Origin of the sequence: Phytobacter massiliensis JC163 (assembly GCF_000321045.1) — a bacterium.
Classification (GTDB): domain Bacteria; phylum Pseudomonadota; class Gammaproteobacteria; order Enterobacterales; family Enterobacteriaceae; genus Phytobacter_A; species Phytobacter_A massiliensis.
In genome coordinates, this window is the sequence record NZ_HE578952.1 from 64,393 (window position 1) to 67,243 (window position 2,851).

The following is a 2,851-nucleotide window of genomic DNA, read 5'->3' on the forward strand; positions in this document are numbered from 1 at the left end:
TACAACTTATATTTCCTCTCTATATTTTCAGCCAAACTATCAAATGAAATTATAGAGAAATCACTTCTCTGTTGCCCTCTGATCAGCGCAGTTTTTTGTGCGTTGTTTTCATATTCTGCTCTACGACCATGGACCAGAACATACTTGAAATTAAACGGGTTTCTCCCCATATGTGCCGGTTCAATAAATCCCTGTAGTATATTGTTTTTAAAGTGATTTCTATTTGATTCATCATCAAACCAAGCCCTCCATGTATTCATTTGCTGTAAAGCATGATTGAAGTCTGTATGAAATGTTGTAGAGTTGTTTTTGAAATATTTCGATGATGGTTTTTCAATTTCGACCAATACTACATTCCAGTTATCCGAGCTTTTTGATAAATATACGAAATCAGGTTTATAATCACTTGATAGAGGCAACTTTCTAAATACCGTACTGAAGTGAATTCCATGGTTTTGTTCGAATTCTCTTGGAATGAACATTGTATTTTCTTCAAGGTATGTTTGATAAGTCTGTTCATTCTCATTTTGATCCAATAATTCAAAGTACTCTTTCTTTTTATCGTTAATTTCTTGACCAGTCATATACATAATTTACCATCTCTAAATTTAAGATTGTGATTAAATTTATCTCTATGTAATAAATTTTACAAAGGCTTGGTTTGCGTCTATAAATGGGTAAAAAATCACCATATGGCGGTTCAAGGTACTGTGACTCCCTAACTTACCCCGGATTCTCGTGGCTTTCCTTTATATATAATATCATTGAAGCTATTTCCTTTTAACGAAAATCTCCTCAGAGCGTGACTGCAATGCCTTCAATGCATCTAACATGTCGTCTCCGTTCATGTGAGCGCTGTGATTTTTTCTATGTTAGTTTTCTGCTCCGCCGCGAAGGGCCATCACCGGCTGGGATCGCCTGTGAACGGCTCTTGTCGCGTTTATCCTGAGCTAGTTTATAAAATCGAGTGTCGCTTGTTGTCGACAATAGCTCCCTGGTCGATGCATTCTAGTTTATCGAAGACCTGATAGTTGAGTGATCGGTAGCCATATTCAAACGCCAGCGTACCATCTGGGTAGTCGTACACTGTGGTTTTTTCACCTGCAATGCGAGTATTTTCTTCAGTAGGTTCAACCAGATATATCTTTTTTTCATAGCGGAATGTCAGCGTTTTAGACAGCTTACGCAGTTCCTGCCAGGCCTTCGTTGCTCTCAGCCACGGGTCGGTGCAGATCTTTGGGGTATTTTGCTGGTCTTGCGAAGCGACGATTGAAGTCAGCGATGAAAGTTTCCAGCCAGGCATTGGCTGCTTCAATACTGCTGATTCCCTCAAGACGCATCTCCTTGATAAGCCGATCCTGTAGTGTCTGATTTGTCCGCTCCACTCGCCTTTAGCCTGTGGACTGTTGGCACAAATCAGCTCGATCCCCAGTTCGGAAAGCACACGACCAAACTGGGTAACGCCGGTTGTAGTTGAACCACCATTATTGACCCTGAAAATGCCGTGCTTGTCGCACGCCGAAGGTTTGCCAGTCCTGCTGCGCCAGATTCGCGAAAGCGGTTCATTAGACGCTGTGTCTGACGTTCGGTCAGACCAAGCAGCTGAGCTGTATCACGACGACGCATGCGCTTTTCAACAACTGACTGAATGACATTGATCCGATTTAGTTCTTTATCTGACATGGTCACAAGCATCCGATGTCTCCATGGCCTGAGGATTGGATCCTTTATGCCAGAAAAAGTAACATCACTAAATGGGTTAAAAGTGACATCAGAATATTGGAGTAACATGATTACTTCGCATAACAAAGATTATGTTAAATGAATTATTTTTTCGCATATAAATCATATAGTTATACTGCCATTGGCAGTTCTCTTCTTACTACAAAGTCTATTGGTGTTGTTTGAGAACAATGTCCAGTTCCGGCTTTTCGCTGCTTTAAAACTATGGTGGATATAGAAAACTTTGGCTTCATCAGCCAGTACATGGTACATGAACCATGATTGCACAGAATCCTATATTCTCAGCTACCCGGAAGCCGTGAAGAACTGCATCGTGCAGTAAAACAGCACCCAGTCCTTGGCCGAAGCCGTTATCGCTGAAAGACTCCAGGCAGCAATCAAGAAAGCTACCAGGGTGAAATGATCCTCAGTCCGAAGAACGTCTCCCGCCAGAGACTGTTTTTCATGTTCCGCGCGTAATTGCCATCTTCCCGTTCCGTTCTCCTGCGCTTCCTCGATCAGGCCTACTGGCCTGATACTGCGGCGAGCGCTGCTGGTTATAATCCCTCAAGGACAATTAGCATGCAAACTATGGACGGCTATCTGCTCTAATATCTGGAAAAATTACTGACGAGAAGGTAGTATTCGGATCGTCAGCGATCGTCTTGTGGTGGGACAGATTGTTGATTCAGATTACTTTTGTGACCTAACTCAAACTGACGGTTTGACTGCTTTGTGGTGAGGCAGGCGGGTGGCAGAAGATGGTTTTACGGAAGAAATGCGGACTTCCGGAAACAAACAGGGACAGGACGTGTCCAGTAAAACGTTCAGGAGCAGGTAACGGGATTTCCCGGAGCCTGAATGCACAAACCCCCCGAAATCTGTCATCAACTTGGCGGAAGAGTCAGATATCAGGGGGTCCAAAAGCAGGCGCATTGCCTGTGAAGGATTATAACGCATGCACCATAGAAAACAACACCCGGCCGCCATAAGAACAGGCCGCCGTGAATGACAATCAGATTTCTGTTCACTGGTCAGATCTACCGAAGGATGAGCTAACCCGTTTCTGGCAGGAAGTCGATGTCGGCACTCAGGATAATTTCCTCATTGCACCGGTCAAAAAACTGAC

General features: G+C 43.6%; 1 protein-coding gene and 3 pseudogenes. All 4 read right to left on the reverse strand.

The annotated features are described in order from the left end of the window. Window positions 1-584: Shedu immune nuclease family protein (locus tag ENTHG_RS23325; protein WP_237567539.1), on the reverse strand; the 584-nt coding region annotated here is incomplete at its 3' end. A 292-nt stretch (window positions 585-876) separates the two neighbouring features. Next, window positions 877-1,582, reverse strand: a pseudogene (locus ENTHG_RS24870) (transposase family protein); the annotation flags it as partial. Then, window positions 1,576-1,791: pseudogene (locus ENTHG_RS26485) on the reverse strand (hypothetical protein); the annotation flags it as partial. The pseudogenes ENTHG_RS24870 and ENTHG_RS26485, both read right to left, overlap by 7 nt. A gap of 54 nt (window positions 1,792-1,845) precedes the next feature. Continuing rightward, a pseudogene (locus tag ENTHG_RS26240) lies at window positions 1,846-2,086 on the reverse strand (hypothetical protein); the annotation flags it as partial. Window positions 2,087-2,851 lie beyond the last annotated feature (765 nt).